The following is a 13770-nucleotide window of genomic DNA, read 5'->3' as shown; positions in this document are numbered from 1 at the left end:
CATGCCTTTTATAGCGCTTGAAGGTATTGAGGGAGCTGGAAAAAGTACTCAGCTTACATTTATTCAGCAGTTGCTTCAGAGTGCAGGGAAAAATGTCGTTGTTACTCGTGAGCCTGGTGGTACTTTATTGGGGGAACAGATTCGAGAATTATTATTGTCGCCGAGGCTAGAAAGCATGTCTGCCGATACGGAACTTCTATTGATGTTTGCGGCTCGTGTAGAACATGTGCAACAGGTGATTCTTCCTGCTCTAGCAGCGGGAAAGTGGATTCTCTGCGATCGCTTTACAAGCGCTAGCTATGCTTATCAAGGAGGAGGGCGGAAACTCCCTTTATCACGTATTGCGACACTTGAAAGTTGGGCACTTAATGGCTTACGCCCGGATTTAATTCTTTTATTTGATGTCCCTGCGAGGCTTGGATTACAAAGGGCTGCGACTCGCTGCCAGCAGCTAGATCGCTTTGAACAGGAAAAGATTGATTTTTTTGATCGTGTTCGTATGACCTACCTTTCCTTGGCTAAAAGATATCCAGCCCAATATTGCCTAATTGATTCTTCGCTACCTTTATTAAAAGTGCAGGAAGCTATTCAGAAAGTAATGATAGCATTCTTAGAAGTAAATCAGGATGTCTGAGTTTTATCCTTGGCATCAGCCGCATTGGAATAGACTTATGGCATCCCAAATTGTAAAACGTATGCCCCACGCTATATTGTTAGCGGGTCCAGTGGGGATGGGAAAACGGGCTTTTGCGTCTAATTTGATTCAGGCTCTCTCCTGTGAATATCCACAAAAAGGAGGCTATGGTTGCGGTTCTTGTTCTGGATGCCGCTTGCAGTGCGCTGGCAGTCACCCTGACAACATGACTCTTTCCCCTAAGGAAGGAAAGCAAACGATCTCAGTGAATCAGATTCGGCAGCTCCAGTCCCACCTAGCACTTAAGGCGCGGCAATCATTATTTAAGACAGTTGCCATTTTTCCTGCTGAAGAAATGACTTTGAATGCTGCTAATAGTTTACTTAAGATCTTAGAAGAACCTCCTAGTAAAACAGTCTTAGTTCTTATTACCTCTGCATTTTTACAGTTGCCCATCACTATTCGTAGCCGTTGTCAACAGTTCTTTTTTGCGCCACTTAAATCCCAAGAGGCACAAGTATGGCTACAGCAGCGCCTCTCATCTTCTATGGATCTAGATCCGATGACTTTGCTAATGTTATCCGGAGGGGGGCCTTTGCGTGCTTTAGAGTATGCGGAACAGGACTTTTTATCTTACCGTAAGGATTTCCTCAATAACCTTTTTTCTTTAGCTCAAGGTGAATTGGATCTTTTTGAGATGGTAAAAAATTGCCTTAAGAATGACTTGGGAGAACCGCTATATTGGATGTCTACGCTAGCAGGAGATATGCTTCGTCTCAGAAGCGGGGTTTCCAAAAGGTTTTTGGTAAATCGCGATGTTGCTGATTCGCTTCAGTTGCTTGTACGAAGGGCAACTTTTGAAATGCTCTTTACCTTGCAAAAGAAGGCTACTTGCAACCGGGAAATGTGGAAAGGACAAATTAATATTAATTCTCAGCTCCTACTAGAAGGGATACTCATTCAATGGTTAATGTGTTTTAGCGAGTCTCACCATGAGCATACCTAATCGATCCGATTCTTCTTTACCTCCTCGGCAAGGTATATTATCTTTGAGTATTAAAGATACCAATGCTCTCTACCATGCTTATATCCCTTTTACTAAAAATGGAGGATTATTTATACCTACTAATAGAAATTATCATATTGGAGATGAGGTTTTTATGCTGCTTACTTTAATGGGGGAGGTAGAGAAGATTCCCGTTGCAGGTAAGGTAGTTTGGATTACTCCGAGAGGGGCTCAAAGTAATCGAGCTGCGGGAATTGGTATTCAATTTAATGATATCAATGGTGGTGCAGCTCGGGATAAAATAGAGACATATTTAGCCGGTATGCTTAAATCTGAAAAATCAACTCATACGATGTAAGTAAATGGTATTATTATACTATTTTTCATAAATATGATGTATAGATTTTTATGTTGATCGATTCTCACTGCCATTTGAACTTGCTTGATTTGACTCCGTTTGATGGTTCAGTGCATCCTGTAATGCAGGAAGCGCGAAAAGCAGGAATTGGCCATATGCTATGTGTGTCAGTGGACTTAGAAACCTTTCCTGACATTTGTGCATTAGCGCAGGAATACGCTGAGGTGTCGGCTTCCATTGGCATACATCCTAATGCCAATAAAGACGCTAAGATTAGTGCGGGAGAATTACTAAAATTAGCGGCTACTCCAAAGGTGGTGGCTATTGGAGAAACCGGCTTAGACTATTTTCGCAGTGAAGGGGACTTGGCATGGCAGCGTGAGCGTTTGCGGGTTCACATTGCAGCAGCAAAAGAATGCAGAAAACCACTTATTATACATACTAGGCAAGCTAAAAAAGATACGGTGCGTATCCTGAAAGAAGAAGGCGCAGATGAAGTAGGAGGTGTCCTTCATTGTTTTACAGAAGATTGGGAAACAGCAAAGGAGGGTTTAGATTTGGGGTTTTATATTTCCTTCTCGGGAATTATTACTTTTCGTAATGCAGGAGATTTACGTAAAGTGGCTACCCAAGTCCCATCTAATCGTTTGCTGATAGAAACCGATTCTCCTTACTTAGCGCCAGTACCTCATCGGGGTACACCCAACAGACCCGCTTATGTTCGTTATGTTGCCCAATGCATGGCAGATCTGCGGAAAACATCGTTAGCAAATCTTGAGGATTTAACAGCAGAAAATTTTTTCTCCTTATTTTCCGAAGTAGTAGCGCCTGCTTGAGGGTTAGTAATCAAATATATTTGATAAATAAGAGGTTATAATGGATAAACAGTTAATTTATATTGCTATAGGTGTGGCTGCATTTATTCTTCTAATGGTTGGCGTGGGTTTCATGGAAACAGGAGGTGGAAGTAAATCTCAAATCGTTAATCCAGAGTTGTTAAAACTTGAAATTGATAAAGCAAAAGATAATTAGGCGACAAGTTTAAGCCAAGAGTACTAACCCAATAGTATTTTTGGCCTTGTATTATTTTTGTTAATAATACCTTAAACGTTTAGGCATACGTTTAAGGCTTGTACAAGCTCTGTCTTGGGTGTATAAAAATGGGGAGAAAAGCGAATACCACCTCCACGTAGAGCACATATTATTCCTTGCTCTATTAGGTGGCGATAGAGAATAGATGAGTTTACTCTTTGATGTTTAAAGGTGACAATACCAGAATATTGATTTGGAGAACTGGGAGAGAGTAATTGGAGTTTTGGTTCAGCTTGAATTCTTTCAACAAGATAAGCCGTGTTTGCGAGAACTGCCTGTTCCACTTGGTCTATGCCAACCTTATTAATTAATAAATCTAAGCTTTCTTTGAGCGCGAAAATTCCTATCATATTAAGACTACCGCATTCAAATCGGCGTGCTGATCGGGCGATACTCCAAACTTTGTTATCGTAATCCCCCATTTCTTCCACCATATGCCATCCGAATTGATGAAGCTGTAATTTTTCTTTTGCTTCGGGTCGACAATAGAATATGCCCATGCCTTCTGGACCTAGCATCCATTTATGGCCATCGGCAATTACAAAATCAGCATGAATAGTTTGGCATTCAAAATTTAGCGATCCTAAGCTTTGAATGGCATCGACACAAAATAATATATTTCGCTGTCGGCAAAACTGGCCTATTTTCTCCAGATCCATCTTTAGACCTGATGCGTATTGGACAGAACTGATAGTCAGTAGGCGGGTTTTCTCGTCTATTTGAGCTAATAATGAGTCTTCGGGGGTAGGTTCCGCTGATAAATTTGTTTCACGTAATTGGACACCCCGTTTTGTTAATACCTGCCAAGGAATAAGATTAGAGGGAAATTCTTGATTGCTCGTTACGATGTTATCACCAGCTTGCCAGTCTAAGCCGCTAGCGACGATAGATAAACCTTCTGAGGTATTTTTAATTAAGGCAATATCATCTGTTGAGGGGGCATTAATTAGGCGGCAAGCTAATTCCCGTAGCTGTTTTTCCGTCTCCAACCAGTGGGGGTAACGCCAAGCCCCTATGGTGACATTCTCTTCAGCGAAACGCTTAACCGCCTCAGCCGTTTGACGAGGCCAAGGTGCAACAGCCGCATGATTAAGATATATAATTCCTTTTTTTTGGGGAAATTGGTTTGAGTAATCTTTTTTCACAGATATTGCTCTGATGATGATTAATTAATGTTCGTATAATACATATTATGTTAAATACGATAATGCTATTATGAATAATATAAATAGCCAACTCCGTGCTACTCTTGCTACCGCAATGCATCATTTAGAGATTCAATTAAGGATACTCGATCGGCTCTTAAGAGAAGAAGAAAGTTATCCTTTATGGGTCTGGCATGAAAAAGATCCTTTTAAAGCCCGCGTACAAGTTCGTCAAATAGTTACTGCAATCGATTATCGTGATGGTCAGGATCCAATTTCTACCTGTATCTGCCCTGCCTTAGTTGGTGTTTCTTATACTACTTTAGAAACCATCCATCACGTTAATCAAGCTAAAGCTGATTTACAAGAAGCTTTAAAAAGTATAGATGGAATTAAAATTGAAGAACAAAATCAAGAAATGGGTACCTCCCTATTACGGCCTTTAATTAAAATTGCTCTCGCATCTTTAGGACATGCTCGCTTACACAGACGGCAGGCAACACGAAAATTTGTGATTTTAGAACAAGTGCCGGAGTCAGTAAGTTTTATTTGGAGTCGTTTACCAAAAATTGAAAGTATTGATATAGAAGAAGCCCGACGCCGTTTAGAAGTACGCCTTGAAAAGGCCCAAAGTAACCCTTTATTAATTAAAGCTGATTTATCTCGCTTAGATCGACTTGCCTTTAATGAGCGTTTAGCTATTGTTAACCCTCCTCATATCCATCCTCGTGCTAATATTGCCTGGAGAATTATAGAAGAGAAAAGAACACGGCGAGCACAAAAACGGGCGGTATTGCCTATCTTTTATCCAGCAACCCGTTATGATCGTCTTCCTCGTCTTCGGCCTCTTCCAGAAGAGCCACCGTTACCAGGTTTGCGGCTAAGGCGTAATGATGCCACCATTGAAACTACCCCTTTTCTCTTAACAATACGAGCCCATCGTTATATGTCTTTCGCATAGTAAAATCTACTATTTATGGCGGAGGGCCAGGGATTCGAACCCTGGAGGGGTTTTTTACCCCTTCTGGTTTTCAAGACCAGCGCCTTCAACCTCTCGGCCAGCCCTCCATTGATCATCATAAAGATAACAAAGAAATTCAACTATTGCTATTTTCGATAAAACTAAGTAAGCTAAGAACTAAATCGCTAAGCGGTTGCTAGCCTTAGCGAAACTCCTACATTTTTAGAGTAAGGATGAGATGTGATGCGTTACAACGATCAAGTAGTTTTACAGAAAACCTCTTCGGTACCCGCAACTAATAAACTGGTGCGTAATACCTATACTCTTCTTGCTGCAACTCTGCTTTTTAGCGCTGTCACTGCAGGGGTTGCTATGGCGGTTAATGCCCCCCCTGTGCATTGGATAATTACATTGATAGGCTATTTTGGTTTATTATTTCTAACTAATGCGCTACGCAATAGCGCGTGGGGATTAGCGGCTATCTTTGCTCTCACCGGATTTATGGGCTATACATTAGGACCTATTCTTAATTTCTACCTGGGTCTACCCAATGGTCATGAAACCGTTATGCTCGCATTAGGGGGTACTGGCGTTATTTTCCTTGGCCTTTCAGGCTATGCCCTAACGACCCGTAAAGATTTTAGCTTTATTGGCGGTTTTCTAATGGTAGGTATTTTAGTAGCCTTTCTTGCTGGGTTAGCCGCCATGTTATTCCAAATTCCTGCCCTATCTTTGGCCGTTTCTGCCATGTTTATCCTGTTAATGTCAGGCTTTATTTTGTTTCAAACTAGCTTGCTTGTTAATGGGGGTGAAACTAACTATATCATGGCTGCGGTTAGTCTGTATGTGGCGATTTATAATTTATTCCTAAGCCTGCTGCAGCTTTTAGGAATTTTTGGTGGTGATGAGTAGTCACTCAATTAAATTATTAAATTATCTCAAGAAAAGGCCCCGAAAATACCGGGGCCTTTTCTGCCCGCTGCTGCTGAGTGTGCGTTAAAGCTTCGTTTAACTGCCCCACTTGCTCGCTTAGAGAGGTCTTCTCCGTATGCAATGATCCCACTCCGCCTTCTTGTTTGCGTCGGAGCACGCCTTTATTAGCGACGGTAATAACCGCGCGTAGAGAGTGCAGCGCTTCGCCTTTATTGAGCGGAAGATTAATGCGCCGGCGTTCGGCTTCATCGGCATACCAGCGTAGAATGTGAAATGTACGGAGTAGGCGTCCATATTCTTGCAATGCCTGCGTGAGCTTGTTTTGTTGTGGAAATTCCTGCAGTTTTTGCACAAAAAGTGATGCGGTGACCCAGCCTAACTTCGTTTAAACTGCCCCTCGATAGCGGCTTTCTCCTGGGCCAAGACCTGCTTTTAGCTTTGCAGCCCATCGATTTTATCCTCCGCTTTTTGGAGGGCAGCAATCAATGTTTCCATCTTCTCCTGTGTCCTCGCCTTTTGCTTTTCCACTTCAAGGAGGTTTTTTTTATGAGTCTCCACCTTGGCAATTGCTTCTTGATAAGCCTGGCCTAAAGTCTGATATCGCCCTTCCCTTTCTGCCCACTGCTGCTGGGTTTGTTCAAGCTTCTGGTTGAGTTGCTCCACTTGCTCGCTTAGAGAGGTCTTCTCCGTATGCAACTGATCCCACTCCGCCTGGAGCCGGATCTGCTCCTTCTCCAGCCGACCGTAGGTTGCCTGAAACGCCTGATTTTCCGCCCGACTTTCCTTTAAGGCTTGCTCGAGCTGCTGAAGCTGTCGCCTAGCATCGGCTCGCTCCTGTAGTCGCTGCGCTCGGATCGATTCCCGATAATGCTCCAGATTGGCCTGGGCTTGGGCCCACTGATGCTTAAGGTCCTGCACGACTTGGGTGCGGTCTTCAAGGCGCTCCCGCAAGCCCGCTGCCTCCGCCTGCACCGTGAGCTGGACCCGCTGGGTGTCCTCCAAAGCGACTTTCAGGGTGGCTTTTTCAGCGTCTAATTGAGCACACGCCGCCTCTTTGGCTTCCAAGGCCCTTTCTAATTCCCGCTGACGCGCCTCCGCCGCGGCTTGTGCCTCCCGGGCCGCTTCCACCTGGGTCTGGGTCTCTTCCTTTACGGTGTCCATTTGGCTCTGGGCCTGCTGCTGCAGACTCTCATAGAGCCCTTTCACCGCCGCCACCAATTCCACCGGCAAACCCGTTTCGGATTCACTTACCCGCGCCGCATGCTGGGCCTTCCATTGCTTGAGCAAGGGGCCAATCGTACTTTTACTGCCGGTGCCCAGCCGCGCCCGCACCCCATCTACGGTGGGAATATGGCCTTGTTGGGTTAGCTGCGTGGCGGCTTCGGCTACTTCTCTATAAGTCACGCCGGGACGTCCCATGTGGAGTCTCCTTAGCCGAATAATGTTTAAAATAAAATATTACATAATATGTTATTTCACATAATAGTACAAACAATATATTCTAAAGTTGTCCCGCGATCTTAACCCACGATAATATCACTTATCGCGAGTTATCTATGGGGGCCATTGAATCTAAGCGTATTTTTTCTGGATAATAGGGGAAAGGGCTGAAGTGGAATTATTAAGCGGGCATTGATATTGAGTGGTTATGCTCTATCTATTTGTATAGATTTCTCAAGGAGATAGCCATGAACTGTCCCCAATGCGGTGGTACTGATATTATTAAAAATGGGAGTAACGGGGTAGGGACATCCTCTAAGAAATTAGAAAACCATGTCGGCGCTATTGGGTATTTTGTCCACCATTATAATGCGACCCTTTGCCCAACAACCCGATCCCGATTATCACTCACAATGCAGGACTACCGAAAATAGATTATCCCAACAAACGGCGAAACCACTTTAAAGTGGTTTTAGAATAAGGAGGGTATTTGAAATCAGGATCAAACCAGGTATCGCTATGGAGTACGCTCTTATGGTTACTAAATGCGGAAAATCCTTCATAGCCATGGTATCGTCCATGCCCCGATTGGTTAATTCCGCCAAAAGGCAGGTTTGGGTTACTGAGATGCACCATGGCATTATTAATAGCACCTCCACCAAACTGAACATGCTCTAAGTACCAGTTCTGCTTTTTCTTTTCACGAGTAAAAAGATAAAAAGCAAGCGGGTAAGGATTTCTTTCAATAATTTCTAATGCTTCAGAGCAGTTCTGATAGGTAATAATAGGCAAGATAGGGCCAAAAATTTCTTCTTGCATCACGGATTGGGACAAATCTGTAACTTGTAATAAGGTCGGAGCAATGTAGAGCCTCTCTTCATTATATTGCCCACCATACAATATTTTTCCCTGTTCCAGGTAACCTACTAGTGTTTTCCAGCGCTCTTTACCTACAATTCGAGCAAGATGACGGCTAGCTTGGGAGGGATCATCATAAAATTTTAATAAGTTGTTTTTAAGAATTTCTATGAATGAATCAGCTATCTCTTCATCTAAGAGAAGATAGTCAGGTGCAACGCAGGTTTGCCCGCTATTAAAAAACTTACCCCATAACAAGCGCCTAGCGGCTACTTCAAAGGTAGCAGAACGCTCTACAATTGCGGGGCTTTTCCCTCCTAGTTCCAAGGTAGTAGAAATTAGATGACGTCCGGCTTGTTCAGCAATCATAGCACCCACCCGGGTCGAACCCGTGAAGAAAATATGATCAAAGTGATATTTATCAATTAACTCCGGAACAATCTGGGCGCCTTCTCCTTCTACCACAACCAGATATTCTGGCGAAAAATAATTGTTAATTAAGTGCTTTATCAAAGCTGAAGTTTGGGGAGTAAGTTCTGAAGGTTTAATTACCACACAATTACCAGCCGCCATGGCAGCAACTACTGGGGCTAACGTCAATTGAAAAGGATAATTCCAAGGACCAACAACCAAAACTACTCCCTTGGGTTCGAAATATATACGGCTTTTGCTGGGTTGAAGAACCAGGGGCGTGGATACTTTCTTTGGTCGCATCCAGTTACGAAGATGTTTGAGGGTATGGTTGATTTCTTGGTATAGAAAAGCAATTTCACTAGCATAAGTCTCTGCTGTTGGCTTACCAAAGTCAGCGGCTAGTACTCGAATGATTTCTTCTTCATGTTCGAAAATTAATCGGTGCAAGCTTTGCAGTTGTTGCCTGCGAAACGCATAATTACGGGTATTACCAGCAGAGAAAAAAGCGCGCATTAGAGGCCTAAAATCAGTCATTTGTATAAAATAAAAACCACTTTAAGACTCAGAATAGGATAGCAGCTTTAATTTCGTAATTATAGATAGGCTGAAAACAACCAAAAAAAACCATCCCGCAACCGAGTTGGTACGGAGCGCTGATCTAAATCTTCTAATTGTAGCACTCGTGCATCTTTCCAAGCATCATCGAAATAATTATTAACAATCTTTGCCAGTCTAGTATCAAACAATTCTACGCCCACTTCGAAATTTAGTCTCAAACTGCGCGGATCTAGATTAGATGAACCAGCAAGCACATAGTCATCATCCACTATAAAAAGTTTACTATGGGCAAAGGGTAAGGGCTTCAAACTGATATGTACACCCCACTGCAACAACTCCCATAATGAATGCTGGGTTGCCCAATCCACATAACGTAGATTAGACTGTTGCGGAAGCAAGACTTCCACAGTGACGCCACGTACAGCAGCACCTTGAAGAGCACCTACCAATTCACGATGGGGGAGAAAATAAGGTGTCATAATACGGATTCGCCGACATGCTCCACCCACCAAGCCGAGGAGAGTCATAGCTAACCGGTCTAATCCCTCATCTGGACCATCTTCAATTACCCGGGCAAATGAGCTACCCCGTTTATCTCCATTACCAGCCGTTACTACAAGCATTTCACGCGTGGCGGCATACCAATCATGGGAGAAAACTTTGGCTAAACTAGTTGCTGCTGGACCATATAATTCAAAATGTACATCCTCATGTGGATTATCAATTCGAGGAGAGGTAACAAAATGACGATTATCAATATTAAGCCCTCCGAAAAAGGCATATTCAGTATCGATAATTGCAATCTTGCGATGGTTACGCAAGTTAATGTGAAGTGATGGCGGCAGTAGCCGTGGCGGCAAAAATTCAGCGTATCGGATACCTGTACACTTCAGAGATCGCCGTAAACTATGTAACGAATACCAGGCACCAACACCGTCCACCAAGACGCGTGTATCCACATTTCTTTCTGCAGCGTCTGTAAGAGCGGCGACAATCTCCATACCAATACCATCACCAGAAAAAATATAACTGGAAATCCAAATTCGTACCTGCGCAGACTTAATAGCTTCGATCAGCCGTGGATAAAAAGCGTCGCCATTCCTAAGAAAACTTACGGCATTTCCTGCTATTAGTGGAGTCGCTGTCGTACGCCAACCCACATGCACTAGCGGATAAGCATCTACCTCCGGGGGGGGGGCTTGCGGTAAAAATACATCGCCTCGCTCGTAACCAAAATAAGGCAACCTGGATTTCCAGCCGGTAACCTCTCGAGCATTATGGCGAATGCGGTTAACACCAAAAAAAAAATACAGCACAGGACCCGCAATGGGGAATAAAATCGAAACACTAACCCAGCCTAGTGCAGCGCGATGGTCGCGTTTAAATAATAAAGCATGTACGACTGCGAACGGCGCCGCAATAAAATGGAAAAAAAGAACAATAAACCCACCAAGCATATGGTTCGAATATTACTGTAATTTTAACTTTATTAGCAGCGCAGGCAAGGGTTTTTAATTCTATAGCACATTAGCACATTCTAAAGATTAACAAAGCGAAAAAGGAAAGCCCCCAGCGGGAGTTATCCCGCTGGGGGCTTCTATTTAAGGCGCCTGGCAGTGACCTACTTTCACATGGGTAATCCCACACTATCATCGGCGCTGAGCAGTTTCACTTCCGAGTTCGGAATGGGATCGGGTGGGACCTACTCGCTATGGCCACCAGGCAAAAAAGAGAAGTCTCTCTAGGCAACACGCCCAACTCGCTTGGGTGTTATATGGTCAAGCCTCACGGGCCATTAGTACGGGTTAGCTTCACACATTACTGCGCTTCCACACCCCGCCTATCAACGTTGTCGTCTCCAACAACCCTTCAGGAACCTCGTAGGTTCAGGGAGATCTCATCTTAAGGAAGGCTTCCCGCTTAGATGCCTTCAGCGGTTATCCCTTCCGGACATAGCTACCCGGCAATGCCACTGGCGTGACAACCGGAACACCAGAGGTCCGTCCACTCCGGTCCTCTCGTACTAGGAGCAGCTCCTCTCAAATCTCCAACGCCTACGGCAGATAGGGACCGAACTGTCTCACGACGTTCTAAACCCAGCTCGCGTACCACTTTAAATGGCGAACAGCCATACCCTTGGGACCTGCTACAGCCCCAGGATGTGATGAGCCGACATCGAGGTGCCAAACACCGCCGTCGATATGAACTCTTGGGCGGTATCAGCCTGTTATCCCCGGAGTACCTTTTATCCGTTGAGCGATGGCCCTTCCACTAAGAACCACCGGATCACTAAGACCGGCTTTCGCCCCTGCTCGACCTGTCCGTCTCGCAGTCAGGCACCCTTTTGCCTTTGCACTCACTACGCGATTTCCGACCGCGCTGAGGGTACCTTCGCGCTCCTCCGTTACCCTTTGGGAGGAGACCGCCCCAGTCAAACTACCCACCATGCACTGTTCCCGACCCGGTTAACGGGCCTAGGTTAGAACTCCAAACATGCCAGGGTGGTATTTCAAGGATGGCTCCACGCAATCTAGCGATCACGCTTCATTGCCTCCCACCTATCCTACACAAGCAGGTTCAAAATCCAGTGCAAAGCTATAGTAAAGGTTCACGGGGTCTTTCCGTCTTGCCGCAGGTACACTGCATCTTCACAGCCAATTCAATTTCACTGAGTCTCGGGTGGAGACAGTGTGGCCATCGTTACGCCATTCGTGCAGGTCGGAACTTACCCGACAAGGAATTTCGCTACCTTAGGACCGTTATAGTTACGGCCGCCGTTTACCGGGGCTTCGTTCAAAGGCTTCGCCTTACGGCTGACCCCATCACTTAACCTTCCGGCACCGGGCAGGCGTCACACCCTATACTTCCTCTTACGAGTTTGCAGAGTGCTGTGTTTTTAATAAACAGTCGCAGCCACCTGGTCACTGCAACCCCTTTCAGCTCCAGCCGCAAGGGCCTTCACTTACCGAGGGCACACCTTCTCCCGAAGTTACGGTGTCAATTTGCCGAGTTCCTTCACCCGAGTTCTCTCAAGCGCCTGAGGATTCTCACCCCACCCACCTGTGTCGGTTTCGAGTACGGTCCGCTATAACCTGATGCTTAGAGGCTTTTCCTGGAAGCAGGGCCTCAACCACTTCGCCTCCTTTAAGGAGGCTCGTCATCACGCCTCGGAATAGGCGCTCCCGGTTTTTCCTAAGAGCGCTCCCTACACGTTTGAACCGGGACTTCCAACACCCGGCTAGCCTAGCCTTCTCCGTCACCCCATCGCAGTTATAACAGGTACCGGAATATTAACCGGTTTCCCATCGACTACGCCTTTCGGCCTCGCCTTAGGGGCCGACTCACCCTGCGCCGATTAGCGTTGCGCAGGAACCCTTGGGCTTTCGGCGAGGGGGCCTCTCACCCCCTTTATCGTTACTCATGTCAGCATTCGCACTTCCGATACCTCCAGCATGCCTCTCAGCACACCTTCAACAGCCTACGGAACGCTCCCCTACCGCGCAAATTCCCCTTAAAGAGAATTCGCACCCGCAGCTTCGGTATATCGCTTGAGCCCCGGTACATCTTCCGCGCAGGCCGACTCGACCAGTGAGCTATTACGCTTTCTTTAAAGGATGGCTGCTTCTAAGCCAACCTCCTGGCTGTCTTCGCCTTCCCACATCGTTTCCCACTTAGCGATAATTTTGGGACCTTAGCCGACGGTCTGGGCTGTTTCCCTTTCCACAACGGACCTTATCACCCGCTGTGTGTCTCCCATGATTGCACTTCCCGGTATTCGGAGTTTGCCTCGGTTTGGTAAGGCTAGACGCCCCCCTAGCCGAAACAGTGCTCTACCCCCAGGAGTGATACATGAGGCGCTACCTAAATAGCTTTCGGGGAGAACCAGCTATCTCCGAGCTTGTTTAGCCTTTCACTCCTAACCACAGCTCATCCCCTGATTTTTCAACATCAGTGGGTTCGGGCCTCCAGTGGGAATTACCCCACCTTCACCCTGGCCATGGCTAGATCGCCCGGTTTCGGGTCTACTCCCAGCGACTACAGTCGCCCTGTTCAGACTCGGTTTCCCTTCGGCTCCCCTTTCTCGGTTAACCTTGCCACTGAAAGTAACTCGCTGACCCATTATACAAAAGGTACGCAGTCACACCCCTCAAGGTGCTCCCACTGCTTGTACGCATACGGTTTCAGATTCTCTTTCACTCCCCTCTACGGGGTTCTTTTCACCTTTCCCTCACGGTACTCGTTCACTATCGGTCGGTAGGGAGTATTTAGCCTTGGAGGGTGGGCCCCCCCTATTCAGACAGGATAACACGTGTCCCGCCCTACTCAATTTCACTCGTAAGACCCTTTCGTGTACCGGGCTATCACCGTCTA

The 13770-nt window shown here is 45.7% G+C and carries 12 protein-coding genes, 1 tRNA gene and 2 rRNA genes (1 of these 15 cut by a window edge); 7 read left to right on the top strand and 8 right to left on the bottom strand.

Annotated features, from left to right (window positions below):
• Nucleotide 1 precedes the first annotated feature (1 nt).
• The 5 genes from tmk to NWAT_RS16660 are packed head-to-tail and all read left to right on the top strand — an operon-like array spanning nt 2 to nt 3030.
• Nucleotides 2-634, top strand: coding sequence for a dTMP kinase (gene tmk / locus NWAT_RS07170; protein ID WP_013220456.1), 633 nt, complete (start codon nt 2-4; stop codon nt 632-634).
• Nucleotides 627-1640, top strand: coding sequence for a DNA polymerase III subunit delta' (locus tag NWAT_RS07165; protein ID WP_083781431.1), 1014 nt, complete (start codon nt 627-629; stop codon nt 1638-1640). The genes tmk and NWAT_RS07165 overlap by 8 nt, the downstream gene beginning before the upstream one ends.
• Nucleotides 1627-1998: a PilZ domain-containing protein gene (locus tag NWAT_RS07160; RefSeq protein ID WP_013220454.1), complete on the top strand. Its 372-nt coding sequence runs from the start codon at nt 1627-1629 to the stop codon at nt 1996-1998. The genes NWAT_RS07165 and NWAT_RS07160 overlap by 14 nt, the downstream gene beginning before the upstream one ends.
• A 50-nt stretch (nt 1999-2048) precedes the next feature.
• On the top strand, nt 2049-2834 hold the full coding sequence (locus NWAT_RS07155; protein WP_013220453.1) for a TatD family hydrolase: 786 nt from the start codon (nt 2049-2051) through the stop codon (nt 2832-2834).
• A 40-nt stretch (nt 2835-2874) separates the two neighbouring features.
• The gene (locus NWAT_RS16660; protein WP_013220452.1) at nt 2875-3030 is read left to right on the top strand and encodes a hypothetical protein; all 156 of its coding nucleotides are present in this window, start codon (nt 2875-2877) and stop codon (nt 3028-3030) included.
• A gap of 71 nt (nt 3031-3101) precedes the next feature.
• Here the strand turns inward: NWAT_RS16660 and NWAT_RS07150 are convergent, their stop codons facing one another.
• Nucleotides 3102-4235 carry an aminotransferase class V-fold PLP-dependent enzyme gene (locus NWAT_RS07150; RefSeq protein ID WP_013220451.1) on the bottom strand — a complete coding sequence of 378 codons (1134 nt, stop codon included), beginning with the start codon at nt 4233-4235 and terminating at the stop codon, nt 3102-3104.
• Nucleotides 4236-4305: 70 nt separating this feature from the next.
• Between NWAT_RS07150 and NWAT_RS07145 the strand changes: the two genes are divergently transcribed.
• The gene (locus NWAT_RS07145; protein ID WP_013220450.1) at nt 4306-5196 is read left to right on the top strand and encodes a DNA replication terminus site-binding protein; all 891 of its coding nucleotides are present in this window, start codon (nt 4306-4308) and stop codon (nt 5194-5196) included.
• Nucleotides 5197-5212: 16 nt separating this feature from the next.
• On the opposite strand, the gene NWAT_RS07140 is transcribed toward NWAT_RS07145, so the two are convergent.
• A tRNA-Ser gene (locus NWAT_RS07140) sits at nt 5213-5303 on the bottom strand.
• 136 nt (nt 5304-5439) lie between these two features.
• Here NWAT_RS07140 and NWAT_RS07135 point away from each other — a divergent pair.
• The gene (locus NWAT_RS07135; RefSeq protein WP_013220449.1) at nt 5440-6108 is read left to right on the top strand and encodes a Bax inhibitor-1/YccA family protein; all 669 of its coding nucleotides are present in this window, start codon (nt 5440-5442) and stop codon (nt 6106-6108) included.
• Nucleotides 6109-6124: 16 nt separating this feature from the next.
• Here the strand turns inward: NWAT_RS07135 and NWAT_RS16655 are convergent, their stop codons facing one another.
• From NWAT_RS16655 to NWAT_RS07105, 6 genes are all read right to left on the bottom strand, one after another.
• Nucleotides 6125-6481 (bottom strand): Tn3 family transposase, encoded by a 357-nt coding sequence (locus NWAT_RS16655; RefSeq protein WP_041350563.1) that lies wholly within the window; start codon nt 6479-6481, stop codon nt 6125-6127.
• A gap of 80 nt (nt 6482-6561) precedes the next feature.
• Nucleotides 6562-7548, bottom strand: a complete 987-nt coding sequence (locus NWAT_RS07125) for a DNA-binding protein (protein ID WP_013220448.1) — start codon at nt 7546-7548, stop codon at nt 6562-6564.
• Nucleotides 7549-8004: 456 nt separating this feature from the next.
• The gene (locus tag NWAT_RS07120; RefSeq protein WP_269724278.1) at nt 8005-9354 is read right to left on the bottom strand and encodes an aldehyde dehydrogenase family protein; all 1350 of its coding nucleotides are present in this window, start codon (nt 9352-9354) and stop codon (nt 8005-8007) included.
• Nucleotides 9355-9434: 80 nt separating this feature from the next.
• Nucleotides 9435-10856: a phospholipase D-like domain-containing protein gene (locus tag NWAT_RS07115; protein WP_013220445.1), complete on the bottom strand. Its 1422-nt coding sequence runs from the start codon at nt 10854-10856 to the stop codon at nt 9435-9437.
• Between the two features lie 151 nt (nt 10857-11007).
• Nucleotides 11008-11122, bottom strand: a 5S ribosomal RNA gene (rrf, locus tag NWAT_RS07110).
• A gap of 51 nt (nt 11123-11173) precedes the next feature.
• A 23S ribosomal RNA gene (locus tag NWAT_RS07105) occupies nt 11174-13770 on the bottom strand (it continues 315 nt past the right edge of the window).

The organism is Nitrosococcus watsonii C-113 (assembly GCF_000143085.1).
GTDB lineage: Bacteria > Pseudomonadota > Gammaproteobacteria > Nitrosococcales > Nitrosococcaceae > Nitrosococcus > Nitrosococcus watsonii.
This window is presented reverse-complemented; position numbering and strand designations above follow the sequence as displayed.

What these genes read in the sequence shown, in the direction of transcription:
- tmk (WP_013220456.1), top strand. Translation starts at nt 2, where the DNA reads ATGCCTTTTATAGCGCTTGAAGGTATTGAGGGAGCTGGAAAAAGTACT.
- NWAT_RS07165 (WP_083781431.1), top strand. Translation starts at nt 627, where the DNA reads ATGTCTGAGTTTTATCCTTGGCATCAGCCGCATTGGAATAGACTTATG.
- NWAT_RS07160 (WP_013220454.1), top strand. Translation starts at nt 1,627, where the DNA reads ATGAGCATACCTAATCGATCCGATTCTTCTTTACCTCCTCGGCAAGGT.
- NWAT_RS07155 (WP_013220453.1), top strand. Translation starts at nt 2,049, where the DNA reads ATGTTGATCGATTCTCACTGCCATTTGAACTTGCTTGATTTGACTCCG.
- NWAT_RS16660 (WP_013220452.1), top strand. Translation starts at nt 2,875, where the DNA reads ATGGATAAACAGTTAATTTATATTGCTATAGGTGTGGCTGCATTTATT.
- NWAT_RS07145 (WP_013220450.1), top strand. Translation starts at nt 4,306, where the DNA reads ATGAATAATATAAATAGCCAACTCCGTGCTACTCTTGCTACCGCAATG.
- NWAT_RS07135 (WP_013220449.1), top strand. Translation starts at nt 5,440, where the DNA reads ATGCGTTACAACGATCAAGTAGTTTTACAGAAAACCTCTTCGGTACCC.
- NWAT_RS07125 (WP_013220448.1), bottom strand. Translation starts at nt 7,548, where the DNA reads ATGGGACGTCCCGGCGTGACTTATAGAGAAGTAGCCGAAGCCGCCACG.
- NWAT_RS07120 (WP_269724278.1), bottom strand. Translation starts at nt 9,354, where the DNA reads ATGCGCGCTTTTTTCTCTGCTGGTAATACCCGTAATTATGCGTTTCGC.
- NWAT_RS07115 (WP_013220445.1), bottom strand. Translation starts at nt 10,856, where the DNA reads ATGCTTGGTGGGTTTATTGTTCTTTTTTTCCATTTTATTGCGGCGCCG.